The sequence below is a fragment of the Streptomyces fagopyri genome, from assembly GCF_009498275.1.
In the GTDB taxonomy this organism is placed as follows: Bacteria; Actinomycetota; Actinomycetes; order Streptomycetales; family Streptomycetaceae; genus Streptomyces; species Streptomyces fagopyri.
Genome location: NZ_CP045643.1, coordinates 7,781,109 through 7,796,309 on the forward strand (window position 1 = coordinate 7,781,109; position 15,201 = coordinate 7,796,309).

General features: G+C 72.0%; 14 protein-coding genes and 1 pseudogene. 3 read left to right on the plus strand and 12 right to left on the minus strand.

Annotated features, from left to right (window positions below):
* Positions 1-24: 24 nt before the first annotated feature.
* The 6 genes and pseudogenes from GFH48_RS33685 to GFH48_RS33710 form a co-directional block, all read right to left on the minus strand.
* A complete protein-coding gene (locus GFH48_RS33685; protein WP_153291858.1) occupies positions 25-807 on the minus strand; it encodes an SGNH/GDSL hydrolase family protein in 783 nt (260 codons plus the stop codon).
* 116 nt (positions 808-923) lie between these two features.
* Positions 924-1,937: a hemolysin family protein gene (locus tag GFH48_RS33690; RefSeq protein WP_153291859.1), complete on the minus strand. Its 1,014-nt coding sequence runs from the start codon at positions 1,935-1,937 to the stop codon at positions 924-926.
* Complete coding sequence (locus GFH48_RS33695) at positions 1,934-3,262, minus strand: hemolysin family protein (RefSeq protein ID WP_153291860.1); 1,329 nt, start codon at positions 3,260-3,262, stop codon at positions 1,934-1,936. Before GFH48_RS33695 ends, GFH48_RS33690 begins: the two co-directional genes overlap by 4 nt.
* A gap of 234 nt (positions 3,263-3,496) precedes the next feature.
* Positions 3,497-3,922: a GNAT family N-acetyltransferase gene (locus GFH48_RS33700; protein ID WP_153291861.1), complete on the minus strand. Its 426-nt coding sequence runs from the start codon at positions 3,920-3,922 to the stop codon at positions 3,497-3,499.
* 200 nt (positions 3,923-4,122) lie between these two features.
* Entirely contained in the window at positions 4,123-6,690 is a 2,568-nt protein-coding gene (locus tag GFH48_RS33705) for an FtsX-like permease family protein (RefSeq protein WP_153291862.1), read from the minus strand.
* A gap of 256 nt (positions 6,691-6,946) precedes the next feature.
* Positions 6,947-7,750 (minus strand): annotated as a pseudogene (locus tag GFH48_RS33710) (ABC transporter ATP-binding protein); the annotation flags it as partial.
* A gap of 148 nt (positions 7,751-7,898) precedes the next feature.
* Here GFH48_RS33710 and GFH48_RS33715 point away from each other — a divergent pair.
* Complete coding sequence (locus GFH48_RS33715) at positions 7,899-8,162, plus strand: toxin-antitoxin system HicB family antitoxin (protein WP_153291863.1); 264 nt, start codon at positions 7,899-7,901, stop codon at positions 8,160-8,162.
* 4 nt (positions 8,163-8,166) lie between these two features.
* Positions 8,167-8,541 (plus strand): fic family toxin-antitoxin system, toxin component, encoded by a 375-nt coding sequence (locus tag GFH48_RS33720; RefSeq protein WP_153291864.1) that lies wholly within the window; start codon positions 8,167-8,169, stop codon positions 8,539-8,541.
* A gap of 129 nt (positions 8,542-8,670) precedes the next feature.
* Here GFH48_RS33720 and GFH48_RS33725 read toward each other — a convergent pair whose 3' ends face one another.
* The 4 genes from GFH48_RS33725 to bioB form a co-directional block, all read right to left on the minus strand.
* A complete protein-coding gene (locus GFH48_RS33725; RefSeq protein ID WP_153291865.1) occupies positions 8,671-9,369 on the minus strand; it encodes a class I SAM-dependent methyltransferase in 699 nt (232 codons plus the stop codon).
* Between the two features lie 74 nt (positions 9,370-9,443).
* Positions 9,444-10,154, minus strand: a complete 711-nt coding sequence (bioD, locus tag GFH48_RS33730) for a dethiobiotin synthase (protein ID WP_153291866.1) — start codon at positions 10,152-10,154, stop codon at positions 9,444-9,446.
* 1 nt (position 10,155) lies between these two features.
* On the minus strand, positions 10,156-11,436 hold the full coding sequence (locus GFH48_RS33735; protein ID WP_153291867.1) for an adenosylmethionine--8-amino-7-oxononanoate transaminase: 1,281 nt from the start codon (positions 11,434-11,436) through the stop codon (positions 10,156-10,158).
* Positions 11,429-12,646, minus strand: a complete 1,218-nt coding sequence (gene bioB / locus GFH48_RS33740; RefSeq protein ID WP_153291868.1) for a biotin synthase BioB — start codon at positions 12,644-12,646, stop codon at positions 11,429-11,431. The genes GFH48_RS33735 and bioB overlap by 8 nt, the downstream gene beginning before the upstream one ends.
* A gap of 163 nt (positions 12,647-12,809) precedes the next feature.
* On the opposite strand from bioB, the gene GFH48_RS33745 reads away from it, so the two are divergent.
* The gene (locus GFH48_RS33745; protein ID WP_153291869.1) at positions 12,810-13,943 is read left to right on the plus strand and encodes an 8-amino-7-oxononanoate synthase; all 1,134 of its coding nucleotides are present in this window, start codon (positions 12,810-12,812) and stop codon (positions 13,941-13,943) included.
* 12 nt (positions 13,944-13,955) lie between these two features.
* Here the strand turns inward: GFH48_RS33745 and GFH48_RS33750 are convergent, their stop codons facing one another.
* Together GFH48_RS33750 and GFH48_RS33755 are read right to left on the minus strand one after the other, a co-directional pair.
* The gene (locus tag GFH48_RS33750) at positions 13,956-14,180 is read right to left on the minus strand and encodes a DUF397 domain-containing protein (protein ID WP_153291870.1); all 225 of its coding nucleotides are present in this window, start codon (positions 14,178-14,180) and stop codon (positions 13,956-13,958) included.
* A 12-nt stretch (positions 14,181-14,192) separates the two neighbouring features.
* Entirely contained in the window at positions 14,193-15,050 is an 858-nt protein-coding gene (locus tag GFH48_RS33755) for a helix-turn-helix domain-containing protein (protein ID WP_153291871.1), read from the minus strand.
* Positions 15,051-15,201: the final 151 nt, after the last annotated feature.

Here is a 15,201-nt window from a genome sequence, read left to right on the forward strand (position 1 = left end):
CGGCGGCGTCGGTATGTCTCCGGGCTACCCCAGCGGGCCCTCGTACGGCAGCAGCTCCGGGCGTTTGGCCGGGCGGCCGTCACCCGACGAGCGGCCTGTGAGCCGTCGGCCTATCCAGGGCAGCAGGTGCTGCTTGGCGAAGCGGACGTCGGCGGTGCGGCGGGCCGTCCAGCCGGGCGGTGCCGTGGGCGGCACCGGCGCATGCCACTCGGGGTCCTCGGGCGAGAGGCCGAGCTTCTGCCAGACGGCCTCCGCGACCCGGCGGTGGCCGTCGGGCGTCAGGTGCAGCCGGTCCACGTCCCACATCCGGGGATCGGAGAGCGACGGCGCCCCGTACAGGTCGACCACCAGCGCGTCGTGCCGCTTCGCCAGATCGTCGACGACGCCGAAGAGCTCCTCCATACGCGGCCGGAACCGTTCGAGCACCGGACCGTTGCGGCCCGGGCTGCGCATCAGGACGAGCTGCTCGCAGGCGGGGGCGAGACGCTCCACGGCCTCCTCGAGCAGCCCGCGGACCCGGCCCATGTCGACCTTGGGACGCAGGGTGTCGTTGAGGCCGCCGACCAGGGTGATCACGTCGGGGCGCATCGCGGCCGCCACGTCCACCTGCTCGGCCACGATCTGCCCGATGAGCTTGCCGCGCACCGCGAGGTTGGCGTAGCGGAAGTCGGGGGTCAGTGCGGCCATCCGGCCGGCCAGGATGTCGGCCCAGCCGCGGTACGAACCGTCGGGCAACAGGTCCGACATGCCCTCGGTGAAGGAGTCGCCGACCGCGACAAGACTGGTGTACGTGGCATTCGTCTGCATGGCGGAAAAGATGGTAACCCGCGCGCATACTCGTCGGTCGGTCGGGCCTCCGGGCGCCCTACCGGCGTACCGGCGTACCGGCGTACCGGCCGCCCCGGGCGCGACACACCGGTGCGTCACACCACCTGGTCGAACAGCTCCCGCAGGACGTCCTCCATCGTCACCAGCCCCGCGAGGCGTCCGTCGCTGCCCATGACCGCCGCGAGATGCGTCCGGCTGCGCCGCATCGCGGTGAGCACGTCGTCCAGCGGGGTGCTCTCCCGGACCCGCGCGATGGGCCGCATGTCCTGCACCCGGAACGGCAGGTCGCGCGGCATCGCGTCCAGCGCGTCCTTGACGTGCAGATAGCCGACGATGCGACGCGCCTCGTCCACCACCGGGAAGCGCGAGAACCCGGACTCGGCGGACAGCCGCTCCAGCCCCTCGGGGGTGACGCCCACGCTCGCGTACACGACGCCCTCCAGCGGGAGGACGACATCGCGTACGGGGCGGCGGCCGAGCTCCAGGACGTCGTGCAGCCGCTCCTGGGCGCGGTCGTCGATGAGCCCGGCCGCTCCGGAGTCCTTGACGAGCCGGGCCAGTTCGTCGTCGGAGAAGGCCGCGGCGACCTCGTCCTTCGTCTCGACCCGCAGCAGCTTGAGCAGGCCGTTGGCGAACGCGTTGACGGTGAAGATCACCGGCCGCAACGCGCGGGAGAGCCCGACCAGCGGCGGCCCGAGCAGCAGTGCGGTGCGCACGGGCTCGGCGAGCGCGATGTTCTTCGGGACCATCTCGCCGAACAGCATGTGCAGATACGTCGCCAGGGTGAGCGCGATCACGAACGAGACCGCGTGGCCCGCGCCCTGCGAGACGCCCACGGCGTGGAACACCGGCTCCAGCAGGTGCGCGATCGCGGGTTCGGCCACGATGCCGAGGACCAGCGTGCACAGGGTGATGCCCAGCTGCGCGGCCGCCAGCAGCGCGGACACGTGCTCCAGACCCCACAGCACACTGCGCGCCCTGCGGTCGCCCCGGTCGGCGTGGGGTTCGATCTGACTGCGGCGCACCGAGATCAGCGCGAACTCGGCGCCCACGAAGAAGGCGTTCACGACCAGCGTGGCCAGGCCGATCAGCAGTTGTACGGCGGTCATCGCGTCCCCTCCTCGTGCCCGTCCAGCGGTGCGTGCAGCAGTACCCGTGCGGCCCGCCGCCCCGAGGCGTCCACCACCTGGAGCCGCCACCCGGCGACCTCGACGTCGTCCCCGACGGCCGGAATGCGGCCGAGCTCGGTCGCGAGGAAGCCGGCCAGCGTCTCGTACGGGCCGTCCGGGACCCGCAGCCCGAGCCGGGCCAGCTGGTCCGTACGGGCGGCGCCGTCGGCCGAGTAGAGGCTGCGCCCCTCGCTGTCGGAGTCGGCCGGGGCCAGGTCGGGGGTCTCGTGGGGGTCGTGCTCGTCGCGGACCTCACCGACGACCTCCTCGACGATGTCCTCCAGGGTGGCGACCCCGGCCGTGCCGCCGTACTCGTCGATGACCACGGCCATGGTGCGCTTGCCGGAGAGCCGGTCCAGCAGCCGGTCGACGGTCAGGGACTCCGGTACGAACAGGGGCTCGCGCATGATCTGGGAGACCGGGGTGCGGGCCCTGCGTTCGGCGGACAGCGCCAGTACGTCCTTGATGTGCGCGACGCCGACCACGGCGTCGAGACTGCCACGGTGCACCGGGAAGCGGGACAGGCCGGTCGCCCGCGTCGCGTTCGCCACGTCCTCGCAGGTCGCCTGGATGTCCAGCGCGATGACCTGGACGCGCGGGGTCATCACGTTCTCCGCGGACAGGTCGGCGAGGTTCAGCGTGCGCACGAACAGCTCCGCGGTGTCGGCCTCCAGAGCGCCCTGCTTGGCGGAGTGCCGGGCGAGGGCGACCAGCTCCTGGGGTCCGCGCGCGGAGGCCAGCTCCTCGGCGGGTTCGAGACCGAAACGGCGTACGACACGGTTCGCGGTGTTGTTGAGGTGCGAGATGAACGGACGGAACGCGGCACTGAACCAGCGCTGCGGCGTCGCCACCCGCCTGGCCATGGCCAGCGGTGCGGAGATCGCCCAGTTCTTGGGCACCAGCTCGCCGACGACCATCAGGAAGAGGGTCGACAGCGCCGTACCGAGCACCAGGGCCACCGACATCGACGCGGACGGGGAGATCCCGGCCGACTCCAGGGGCCCGGCGATGAGCTTGGCGATCGACGACTCGGAGAGCATGCCGACGACCAGGTTGGTGACGGTGATGCCGAGCTGGGCGCCGGACAGCTGGAAGGTGAGGTTCCGTACGGCCTTGAGGGCGCCCGAAGCGCCGCGCTCGCCGCGTTCGACGGCACGCTCCAGCTCACTGCGCTCGACCGTGGTCAGCGAGAACTCCGCCGCGACGAAGACGCCACAGGCCAGGGAGAGCAGTACCGCCACCAGGAGGAGGAGCACTTCGGTCATCGGGTCACCTCCGTCCCATGATCGGCCAGGGCCGGGGGGATCGCGCGATGTCGGGTACCGCGAGGTCGGGTACCGGGAGGCTCGCCCATGGGCGGACGCTCACACCTTTCACTGAGCCGACTGAGCCGGCCGCATCAATGGGACCGGCTGGGCCACGGGGGACGTGTGCGGTGATCTGCAGATCCCCCCATGGTAAAGGATGAGTAAAGGCCCGCCTCTGGTGGGGTGGGGGACCTAACCGGTGAGCGGCTTCACCCACCGTCGCCATGCCTCCTCGGGCACGTACCCGGCCGCCCGCCACGCATGCTGCGCGGTCTCGTTCCGTCGCAGCACCATCGCGTCCCCGCGCCGCCCCCCGAGCCGTACGAACCGCTCCTCGGCGGCGGCGAGCAGCGCCGACCCGACGCCGAGACGCCGTCGGCCGGGATGGACCGCCAGCCGGTACAGATGGCAGCGCCAGCCGTCGAAGCCCGCGATCACCGTCCCCACGAGCTCCCCCTCACGCACGGCCAGGATCAGCGCCTCGGGATCACGGGCGACCAGTCGCTCCACGCCGTCCCGGTCGTCACTGATGCTGGTGCCCTCGGCGGCGGTCCTCCAGAAGGCCAGCACCGTGTCGAGGTCCTCGGGCGTCGCGGCCCGGATCAGCAGGTCGGTCATGCGCCGATCCCATCACGCGCTCCGCGCGGCGACCCGGAATTCCACGATCTGGGACGCCCTGATCCGGGCGGCACCGGCTCCACGGTCCGCGCGACGCGTCCACGACAGGCGCGAACACCTCCCTCGTGGCCGGCTCCAGCACCGTGGGGCGGGAGGTCCCGGGCGACCCGTCCTCGCGGGGACGGGCGGAACCGCGGGCATCACTCGTGCGCGATCGCCGCCAGTACGTTCATCCGCGACGCGCGCAGTGCCGGGAGCAGCGCCGCGACGATGCCCACCACGGCCGAACCCACCACCACCGCGACGATGGTCCCCCAGGGAACGGCGAACGCCGTCAGACCCTGGAGCGCGAGCACCTGCTGGACACAGACGCCCCAGACCAGTCCCAGGACGAGACCGAGGATCGCGCCGAACACGGCGATCACCACCGACTCCAGACGGATCATCCGGCGCAGCTGGCGGCGGCCGAGACCGATGGCGCGCAGCAGTCCGATCTCCCGGGTGCGCTCGACGACCGACAGGGCCAGGGTGTTGACCACGCCGAGCACCGCGATGACGATCGCGAGTCCGAGCAGGGCGTAGACGAGATAGAGCAGGACCGCGATCTGGTCGTGGACCAGCTTCTTGTAGTCGCCCTGGTCGCGCACCTGTACCTGCGGATACGGCTCGAGCGTCTTCTCCAGCCGCGAGCGCAGCTGGTCGGCGCCCGTGCCCGACGTCGCGTTCACGTACAGCGTGGAGTCCTGTCCGCCCGGCACGTACTTCTCGATCGTGGCGAAACCGACGTACAGCCCGCCCTGCATGCCGAACCCCTCGGCGGACTCCTGGTCGGTGAGCGCGGTGACCGTCAGATCGGCGTGGCGCCCGGCGGGGAACTCGACGGGGACCGTACCGCCCAGGCGCACGCCGTGCTCCCGCGCGAACTTCGCGTCCATGGCGAGATGCCCCACTCCGAGCGCCGCCGCGGTGTCCCCCTCGGCGTACGTGAGGTGGGCGACGTCGTCGAGCCGCGGATCGTAACCCGCGGCGGTCGTCTCGATCCGCTTGCCGTCCGGCAGCCGCACCGCGACCGGTGTGAAGCGCTGGCGGACGACGAGGGCGACGCCGTCCGTGCCCCGCACCTTGTCGGTGACCTCCCGGGAGAACGGCACGAAGTTGCTGTTCTGGATGACGAAGTCGGCGCCCAGCGTCTTGTCGATCTGCTGGTCGAAGGACTTGCTCATGGAGGCGCTCGCCACGGACATCCCGCCGACCAGGGCCAGGCCCACCATCAGGGCGGAGGCGGTGGCACCGGTACGCCGGGGATTGCGCAGGGCGTTGCGCTGGCTCATCCGGCCGACCGATCCGAACAGGGCGGGGAAGGCCCCGCCCAGGACCTTGATCACCGGTCGGACCAGGAGCGGGCCCGCGATCACCGTCGCCACGAGGGTGAGGACGACCCCGAGTCCCAGCAGCGAGCCGGCCGTCGAGGTCTTCGACGCCGCGACGCACCCGCCGAGCGCGGCGACGCCCGCCAGCCCCACGACCGCGCCGACGACGCCCCTGACCCGCAACGGCCTTCCCAGCCCGGCGACCTCGGCGTCCGCGAGAGCCGCCATCGGGGAGACGCCGGCCGCGCGCCGGGCGGGGAGGTACGCCGCCACGAACGTGACGCCGACCCCGACGACGTACGACGCGACGGGGGTCCCCCAACCGATCACCATCTCGGTCGACTTGAGATTCATCCCGAACGCGGTCATCAGCTTGATCAGTCCGAGGGCGAGCCCGATGCCCGCGGCCAGACCGAGCGTCGAGCCGACCAGTCCGAGCAGCAGCGCCTCGGTCAGCACGGACCGTCGCACCTGCCGCCGGTCCGCGCCCAGCGCACGCAACAGGCCGAGTTCCCGCGTGCGTTGGGCGATGAGCATCGAGAAGGTGTTGACGATGAGGAAGACGCCGACGAGCACGGCGATCCCGGCGAAGCCGAGCATCACGTACTTGATGACGTCCAGGAAGCCGCCGAGCTGTGCGGCGGCGTCCTCGGCCTGCTCGTCGGCCGTCTTCAAGTCGTACGTCTTCGTGCCGAGTTCGGCGGCCACGCGTTGCTTGAGCACGGCGTCGTCGACCCCCGGCGCCGCGTCCAGCGAGATGCTCGTGGCGGCGGCGGTGCCACCCAGCAGCCTGGTCTGCGCGGTCGGGGTGTCGAGGAACAGCAGTGCGGCACCGGGGTTGGTGGTGGTGAAGGTGGCGATGCCGACGATCCGGACCTCGAACGTGCCGGGCTGCGCCTGCACGGTGAGGGTGTCGCCGACGCGGATGTGCTTGCGGTCGGCGGTATCCGCGTCGAGCAGTGCCTCGCCGGCTCCGTGCGGAGCGTGACCGGAGGTCAGTTTCACCGGACTGCGCTCGCTGGGCTGCCAGTTGGTGGCGATGGTCGGTGCGCCCGAGGTGGGCCCGACCGACTCGTTCTCGCGGTCGACGATGGTGAGGTTCTCGACGGCCGCGTCGACATGGGCGGCCGCGACGCCGTCCACCTTCGCCAGCCGGTCCGCGAGCGAGGCGGGCAGGGTCGGGGTGGCGCCGGTCGGTATCTGTGAGTCGAGATCGTTCTTGGGGGACACGGTCACGTCCGCCGAGGTGGAGGCGAAGAGCCGGTCGAAGGTACGGGTGACCGTGTCCGAGAAGATCAGGCTGCCGGCGACGAACGCCACGGACAGCACGACGGCCAGCGCGGAGAGGAGCAGCCGCCCCTTGTGGGCGAGGAAACTGCGCAGAGTCGCCTTGAGCACGGCCGCCTCAGTCCTTGTCCTGGGGCGCGTGGCCCGCGCCGCCGTCGGCCGTCACGGTGCCGGGGTCCGCCGCGGAGTCCGCTCCGGGGAGCGCGACGCGGTCGGCGCCCGCCTGGGGCGGAACCGTGCCGGCGCCGGCGTCGGCCTTCGGCGGGTGGGAGTCCCTCCCCGGAGGTGCGCTCGCCTCGGGGGGTGCGCTCGCCTCGGAGGGTGCGGAGCCGTCGAGGGGTGCGGAGCCCTCGGGGGGTGTGCTCCCCCCGGGAGGTGCGGAGCCCTCGGAGTTCGCCCGGACCGTGTCGAAGCGCTTCATGCGCTCCAGCACCGCTTCGGCCGTCGGCCGCTCCATCTCGTCCACGATCCGCCCGTCCGCGAGGAAGAGCACCAGGTCGGAGTGGGCGGCCGCACCGGGATCGTGCGTGACCATGACGACGGTCTGGCCGAGCTCGTCGACCGCGTCGCGCAGGAAGGCGAGGACCTCCAGACCCGCACGGGAGTCGAGGTTGCCGGTCGGCTCGTCCGCGAAGATCAGTTCGGGGCGGGAGGCGAGCGCCCGCGCGCAGGCGACGCGCTGCTGCTGGCCACCGGAGAGCTGTGCGGGACGGTGCTTGAGCCGGTCGCGCAGCCCGAGCGTGTCGATGACCTGGTCCAGCCACTTCCGGTCGGGCCGCTGACCCGCGATGTCCATCGGCAGCGTGATGTTCTCGGCCGCGTTGAGCGTCGGTATCAGGTTGAACGACTGGAACATGAACCCGATCCGGTCCCGGCGCAACCGGGTCAGCTCGCGGTCCTTGAGTCCCGTGATCTCGGTGCCGCCGAGCCACACCTGCCCGGCCGAAACGGTGTCGAGCCCCGCCAGGCAGTGCATCAACGTCGACTTCCCCGAGCCCGAAGGGCCCATGACCGCGGTGAAGCGGCCGCGCGCGATGGCCACGTCGACCGAGTCGAGGGCGAGGACGGCCGTCTCGCCCGAGCCGTACGCCTTCGTCAGTCCGTGGGCGCGGGCCGCGATCCCGTCGGCGTCTCCGTGGCCGACGGCGTGCTCCGCAGCTGATGTGGGCAAAGCCGCCTCCTGGGCGATCGACGTCCCGGCATTCGTGTCCCGCCCGAGCGTAATGTGATCCCGCCCACAGGGGGTGTCCCTCCGGATTATTGGGTCGGCCGCCTTCCGGCCCTTGCGGGTGCTAGCACTTCGGCGCTAGCTTCGAAGTATGGCGAAGACTCAACTGAACGTGCGGGTGGACGAGGGCACGGCCCGAGCCGCCCGGGAGCGGGCCCTCGCGCGCGGCATGAGCGTGAACCGCTACATCGAGGAGCTGGTCAGACAGGACACCGGCGAGATGGGCCACACCTTCGTCGACGCCGCCTCCGACTTCATGAAGCAGTACGAATCCGTCTTCGCCGAGGAATTCGGCGCGGACCGCGAAGGCTCCCGCGAAGTCACCCGCCAAGGCTCCCGCGAAGGTCGTCGTTGATCCCTTGAGCAGTCTCAGAGTCGACCTTGCCTGGCTTCTCATGATCGCCGAACAGAAGACGCCCGGAGACCCCCAGGTCACCGACTGGGGAGCCCTCGTCGCCGCCGTCAGTCGGCACGAGGCGGAGATATTCGGCATTCCCGTCTACGACAGTCCGCACGACCGCGCCGCCGCACTGCTCCAGCTCCTGCTGCACGTCCCGGCGCTCGAACGCTCCAACGCGATGTTCGCCTCGGCCGTCGCGTACGCCTATCTCGTCGCCAGCGGCCTCAAGGTCGTCACCTCACCCGAGCAGGTGCGCGAACTCGCCCGCCTGGTGAAGGGCGGTGAGGCGACCGTGCACGACATCGCGCGGGAGCTGCGCCAGTGGAGCCTGTGACGCGCGGCCCCTGTGACGCGCGGGCCTCCGTGACGCTCCGGCCTCCGTCGCGCGCCGGCCTCCGCGACCTGCCGGTCTCCATGCCGCGCGGGCCTCGACGACGCGCGTGCCTCTGTGACGCGCGGGCCTCTACGACGTGCCGGTCTCGCGGACGCCGGGCCGGCGCGCGGAGCCCAGCACACAGTACGACGTGGGCAGCCGCGGCCCCTTCTCGGGCATCAGCAGCGGCCGGTACGGGCCGAGTTCGAAGCCGGCGTCGCGCAGCGCGGCGACCGGGTCACGGGCCAGATGGCAGCCGCCGTTGAGCCGCGGCCACACCGTACGGTCCAGACCGCGCTGGGCGGCCTTCATCACCCGTCCGCCGCCCGCGCCGTGCTCGAAGAACCGCAGCGTGCCACCGGGCCGCAGCACGCGCCGGAGCTCCGCCAGGGCGCGCGGCACATCGCGCACGCTGCACAGCACCAGCGAGACCACCGCCGCGTCGAAGGCCTCGCTCTTGACCGGCAGCGCCTCCGCCACACCCGGCGCCACATCGACGGGGACCTCCGCGCGCAGAGCGGCCTCCACGGCCGACCGGCGCAGCCGCCGCTCCGGTTCGATCGCGACGACCTCCGAGACGGCACCCGGATAGTGCGCGAAGTTCAGACCGTTGCCCGCGCCGATCTCGATGACCCGGCCGGAGAGTCCCGAGAGCAGCCGGTCGCGAACGCCGCCCATGCCCAGCCGCGTCTCGGCGGCCACGCTGACACGGGCGTAGTAGCGGGCGAACAGCGGATGGTGCACCGGATCCCGTGGCACCTTGCCGGAGCGGGCCGACCTGAACGCCATGACAGACCTCCCGGGGGAACGGGACCTGGCGTGATTGTCCCCCGTGAAGGCCCGTCACACCCCTCGGCAGCGCCTCAACAGGACCCGGTGAAGGCGTCCGCGTCCCAGGTGCCGCCCAGGCCCGGTGCCAGCCACCCGGGTGCCCCGGCGCGGAACGCGGCGGGCGGGCGGCCGCCGGCCCCCGCGGGCAGGGCGCCCAGCAGCGGCGCTTCGGCCACCACGGGCAGGTCCGCCAGGTTGCAACGGGACGCCAGGTCGGCGGGTTCGGGCCAGCTGCCGATGACGAGCCCGGCCAGGTCCAGCCCCCTGCGCCGGATCTCACGCGCGGTCAGCTCGGTCGTGTTGAGGGTGCCGAGGCCCGCCGCCACGACGAGCAGCACCGGCGCGTCCAACAGTGCCGCCGCGTCCGCCAGCGTGCCGCCCTCGTCGTCGAAGCGGACGAGCAGGCCGCCCGCCCCCTCGACCAGGACGAGGTCGTGCTCGGTGGCCAGTTTCGCGGCCGCGTCCGCCACCTCGCGGGGCCGCACCGGAGCCAGGCGGGCCCGCCTGGCGGCCGTCGCGGGGGCCAAGGGCTCGGGGTAGCGGCCGAGTTCGAGTGTCGTCACCGCCCCCGCGAGCCGGGCCACCTCGTCGGCGTCCCCCCGCTCGTGCGGACCCACGCCCGTCTGCGCGGGCTTGAGGACGGCCACCGACCGTCCGGCGGCCACGGCGACGGCGGCGACCGCGGCCGTCGTGACCGTCTTGCCCACCTCCGTGCCCGTCCCCGTGATCACCAGGACAGCCATGTCATCCCTCCCGCGCCGCCGCGCGGACCGCGCGGGCGATCCGTGCCACGTCCTCGTCACCGGTGACGTACGGCGGCATCGTGTAGACGAGGTCGCGGAACGGCCGCAGCCACACGCCCTCGCGCACGGCGGCGGCCGTCGCCGCCGCCATGTCCACCTCGTGGTCGAGCTGGACGACACCGATCGCGCCCAGCACGCGGACGTCCCGGACCCCCGGCATCGAGGAGGCCTCCGCCAGCCCCTCCCGCAGTCCCGCCTCGATCCGCTTGACCTCGGTCTGCCAGTCCTGTCCGAGCAGCAGGTCGATCGAGGCGCAGGCCACCGCGGCGGCGAGCGGATTGCCCATGAAGGTCGGGCCGTGGGCGAGCACCGGGACCTCGCCGCGCGAGATGCCCTCGGCCACCCGGGCCGTGCACAGCGTCGCCGCCATGGTCAGGTACCCACCGGTCAGCGCCTTGCCCACGCACATCACGTCCGGCGTCACGCCCGCGTGCTCGGCCGCGAACAAGGTGCCCGTACGGCCGAACCCGGTGGCGATCTCGTCGAACACCAGCAGCACGTCGTGCGCGTCGCACGCCTCCCGCAGCACCCGTAGATACGCGGGGGAGTGGAAGCGCATCCCGCCCGCGCCCTGCACCACCGGCTCCACGATCACCGCGGCGAGTTCGTCCGCGTGACGCCCGATCAGCTCGCGCAGGTGCGCGGCGTACGACTCCTCGTACCCGGCCGGCGGCGCGTCGGCGAACACCTGGCGCTGGAGCACGCCCTGCCACAGTTCGTGCATGCCGCCCTCGGGGTCGCACACCGACATCGGCTGCCAGGTGTCCCCGTGATAGCCGCCGCGCCAGGTCAGCAGCCGCTGCTTGGCCGGCCGGCCGAGCGAACGCCAGTGCTGGAGGCACATCTTGACGGCGACCTCGACCGAGACCGAACCGGAGTCGGCGAGGAAGACGTGCTCCAGTCCCTCGGGGGAGATGTCGACCAGGCGCTTGGCCAGCCGCACGGCGGGCTCGTGCGTGAGCCCGCCGAACATCACATGGCTCATCCGCTCCAACTGGCCGTGCGCCGCGTCGTTCAGCACCGGGTGGTTGTAGCCGTGGATGGCCGACCACCAGGACGACATCCCGTCGACCAGTTCGCCCGAGCCGTCCGCCATCCTCAGCCGCACCCCGCTCGCCGACTCCACGACGAGCGGTTCCTGGCGGCCCGGCATCGGCCCGTACGGGTGCCAGACATGACGTCGGTCCAGGTCGAGCAGCTCCCGCAGGGACAGGTCAGGCATTGGGCGCGAGATCCGTTCCGGCACCCCGGCGGCGCACGGCGACCAGATCCGTACGCGCCTCGGCGGGCACCTCGACCGGAGCCGAACCGCACACACCGCCGCCCGCGTGCGACCCGCAGCCGCCGCCTTCGTGCGACCCGCACGCACCGCTTTCGTGCGCCCCGCACCCGGAGTCCGCGTGCGCGCCGCAGCCCCCGCCCGCGTTCGCCCGGTGCTCCGGCAGCGTCACCTCGCCGGCGCCCTCCACCTCGAACCCGGCGTCCGCGATCATCTCCAGGTCGGCCTTGCCTGCCTGGCCCTCGCTCGTCAGGTAGTCACCGAGGAAGATCGAGTTGGCCAGGTTGAGGGCCAGCGGCTGCATCGTGCGCAGATGGACCTCACGGCCGCCCGCGATGCGGACCTCGGCGTCCGGGCAGACGAAGCGGACCATCGCCAGGATGCGCAGACACCGCTGCGGTGTCAGGTTCCACTCCTTGGCGAGCGGGGTTCCCTCGAAGGGGATCAGGAAGTTCACCGGAACGGAGTCGGGGTCGAGCTCGCGCAGCGCGTACACGACGTCCACGAGGTCCTCGTCGCTCTCGCCCATGCCGGCGATCAGACCGGAGCAGGCGGACAGACCCGCCGCGTGCGCCTTCTGCACGGTGTCCACCCGGTCGGCGTACGTGTGCGTGGTCGTGATGTCCCCGTACGTCCCCTCGGACGTGTTGAGGTTGTGGTTGTAGGCGTCCGCGCCCGCCTCGCGCAGCCGTTCGGCCTGACCGTCGGAGAGGAGCCCGAGGCAGGCGCACACCTCGACGTCCTCGTGCTGGTCCTTGATCGCCTTGATGGTGTCGGAGACGCGGTCCACGTCGCGGTCGGTCGGACCGCGGCCGCTGGCCACCAGACAGACGCGCTTGGCGCCCCCGGCCAGCCCCGCCGCCGCGGCCTGCGAGGCCTGGTCGGGCTTGAGCCAGGTGTACTTGAGGATGTCGGCCTTGGAGCCGAGCCGCTGCGAGCAGTACGAGCAGTCCTCGGGGCACAGCCCGGACTTCAGGTTGACCAGATAGTTGAGTTTCACTCGACGGCCGAACCAGTGCCGGCGGACTTTCCCGGCCGCGGCCACCACGTCGAGCACGTCGTCGTCGGACGTGGCCAGCACGGCCAGCGCCTCGTCACGGGTCGGCAGCTCGCGCCGAAGCCCCTTGTCCACCAGCGTGTTCAGCAGGTCCATGAGATCCGATCCTGACGTATCCGAGCGGGTGCGGCCAAGGAGAGATCGCACAACAGACTCGGTTCGACGTGTGGGTATTGCCACATCCTGGGTGCCGGGCCGTGCCGCTAGGGTCTGTGCACTGCCTACAAAACCACCACCCCCAGGGCCCGGAGGCGCCAGCATGGCCGGATCGCCGTTCGCATGGATCGACGAGCAGGCGCACCAGCGCCGACAGGCCGGACTCGTCCGTACCCTGCGCCCGCGCCCCGCCGACTCGGCCCTGCTCGATCTGGCGAGCAACGACTATCTCGGTCTCGCCCACCACCCCGAGATCACGGCCGCCGCGGCGGACGCCGCCCACCGCTGGGGAGCGGGCGCCACCGGATCGCGGCTCGTGTCCGGCACTACCGAACTTCACGCCGAACTCGAACGCGAGCTCGCCGGCTTCTGCGGCTTCGAGGCCGCGCTCGTCTTCTCCTCCGGGTACGCGGCCAATCTCGCCGCCGTCACCGCGCTCGCGCCGCACGGCTCGCTCATCGTCTCGGACGCGGGCAACCACGCCTCGCTCATCGACGGCTGCCGGCTCGCCCGCGGCGCCACGCAGGTCGTCGCGCACGCCGACCCCGACGCCGTGCGCAAGGCGCTCGGGACGCACGAGGGCCCCGCCGTCGTCGTCTCCGACACGGTCTTCTCGGTGGACGGCGACGCGGCACCGCTGGCCGGACTGGCCACGGCCTGCCGCGCGCACGGGGCGGCGCTGCTCGTCGACGACGCGCACGGACTCGGGGTGCTGGGCCGGGGCGGCCGGGGCGCTCCGCACGCCGCAGGGCTCGCCGGCGCTCCGGACGTCGTCGTGACCGTCACGCTCTCCAAGTCGTTCGGCAGCCAGGGCGGCGCCGTCCTCGGACCCGCGCCGGTCATCGACCACCTGGTCAACGCGGCGCGCACCTTCATCTTCGACACCGGGCTGGCACCGGCGGCGGCGGGCGCGGCCCTCGCGGCGCTCAGGCTGCTGCGCCGCGAGCCGGCGCGCGCCGACCGGGCCCGCGCGGTGGCGACGGCGCTGCACACCCGGCTGACCGCCGAGGGCCTGGAGGCCGTACGGCCGGACGCCGCCGTGGTCTCGGTGCGCGCGCCGTCCCCCGAGCGGGCCGTGCGGTGGGCGGCGGACTGCCGGGAGGCGGGGCTCGCCGTCGGCTGCTTCCGCCCCCCGTCCGTGCCCGACGGAATCTCCCGGCTGCGGCTGACCGCCCGCGCGGATCTCACCGACGCCCAGATCGAGCGGGCCGTACGGGTGATCTCCGAGAACCGGTGAACGAGAGGGCGGTCAGTCCAGTCCGGCGATGAACCCCTCCCAGCTGGCGGGGGTGAACAGCAGGGCGGGGCCCGCCGTGTTCTTGGAGTCGCGCACGGCGACGAGTCCGGCCCAGGGTCCCGGGCCGGGTCGTGCGGTCTCGACGCAGTTGTTCATTCCCGTACTGCGGCTGCTGCGCAGCCAGCGCACGTCATGGAGTGAAGTACTGAGAGGTACGTACCGAGGCAGTGCGGTCATGGGGGTGCCTCCTTACGCGCCGTCACGTATCCCGGCGATGTAGTCCAACGAGTCCTCGGGTGAAAGGGCGTGGAACCGAAGGGCGTTGAAGGCTTCGGTGTAGGCCTGAAGGTCTTCTTTCCGCTCGAGGTAGAGGCTACTCGTCAAGTGGTCGAGAACAACCACATCCAGATCAGTTGTGTTCGGAAATGAGAAAATAACGAAAGGCCCGGTCACTCCGGCGTGCGCCCCCGCCGCGAACGGCAGTACCTGAAGGCGCACTTGGGGAAGGGCGGCGGCCTCCCGCAGCCGCGCCAGCTGCCGTGCCATGACCTCGGGTCCGCCGACCTCACGACGCAACACGGCCTCGTCCAGGACCGCGGTCAGCTCCAGCGGCGGATCCGAACGCAGCACGTCCTGCCGGGCGAGGCGCACCTCGACGAGCGCGTCCAGCTTGTGGTCCTCGAGCCCGCCCACGGCCGCCCGGGTCACCGCGCGGGCGTACTCGGGGGTCTGGAGCAGCCCCGGCACCACGGATGTCTCCAGCGTGCGCATACCGCTGGCCTGGGACTCCAGGCTGATGAAGTCCCGGTAGGCGGGCGGCAGAACCCCCCGATAGGCGTGCCACCAGTGATGGCGCCCGTTGCCCTCGGATCCGGCCAGTCCGAGGAGCAGCTCCCGTAACCCGGGTTCACGGACGCCGTACGCGTCCAGCAAGCGCTCCACGTCGGCCGGTTTCACCCCGCTGATCCCCGTCTCGATCCGGCTCACCTTCGACTGGTGCCAGCCGACGAGACGGGCCGCCTCACCGCTGGTGAGGCTCACACCGGCGCGCAGCGCGCGCAGTTCGGCACCGAGTTTGCGGCGGCGTACCGCGGGACCGTGCTGCATGGCCGTACTCCTTACTCCTTCCGAGCCGCCCAAATACGGTCTGCCGTCGCAGAGTTCACCGCTTCGAGCGACAGATATATGCATATCTCGGTGGATCGCGCCCGTGACCGGCCCGGTGATGGCAGTCTGGCGCGAAGCACCAGTCCGGGAC